This window comes from Paenibacillus sp. E194 (assembly GCF_000935845.1).
In the GTDB taxonomy this organism is placed as follows: Bacteria; Bacillota; Bacilli; order Paenibacillales; family Paenibacillaceae; genus Paenibacillus_B; species Paenibacillus_B alvei_B.
The window spans coordinates 1-525 of record NZ_JMDX01000554.1 but is presented as its reverse complement, the minus strand read 5'-3'; the positions used below and the strand labels follow the sequence as shown (position 1 = coordinate 525).

Annotated in this window: 1 protein-coding gene; it reads left to right on the top strand. The window is 44.2% G+C overall.

Annotated features, from left to right (window positions below; all coding sequences use genetic code 11):
- On the top strand, positions 1 to 425 hold a 425-nt coding region (locus tag AZ66_RS29525; protein ID WP_044358244.1), incomplete at its 5' end, for an SDR family oxidoreductase.
- Positions 426 to 525: the final 100 nt, after the last annotated feature.

Sequence of the window (525 nt, the reverse complement as noted above, 5' to 3'; positions counted from 1 at the left end):
GGAAATTGACCAGAATCATTCAAGTCAACATTACATCAACAATAACGTGTATCCAATCGCTGCTTCCGAATATTCGCAAGTCAGAAGCAGGCAAGATCATCTTCATTGGTTCGACAGCTGGGCTAGATCACACGAACAATTCTCAGGTGTCGTTCGTTGCATCTAAGTTCGGGCTGCGGGGAATAACGAATGCGCTGCGCGAGCATGTGCGTCAAGATCAGATTGCCGTTACCTGTATTAATCCAGGCGAGCTCGCCGCTGAAATTCCTTTTGAAGAGGGAGCAGAAAAGGCACTCTCTGCCTATGACAGTACCCGCATCCCTGTGCAAGATATCTTATCACTCGTCACATGCGTAATCGGACTATCCAAAGCAGCCTGTGTCAAAGAAATCAATATTCCTGCGATGCAGGATACGAATGTATAAATTCGAATTTACTTTTTAAAACCGTGCGATGCACGGTTTTTTGCTTTTCATACACAGGATTCGAGTTACGCCTAACTATTGGATTGACATTTGTAAAAAA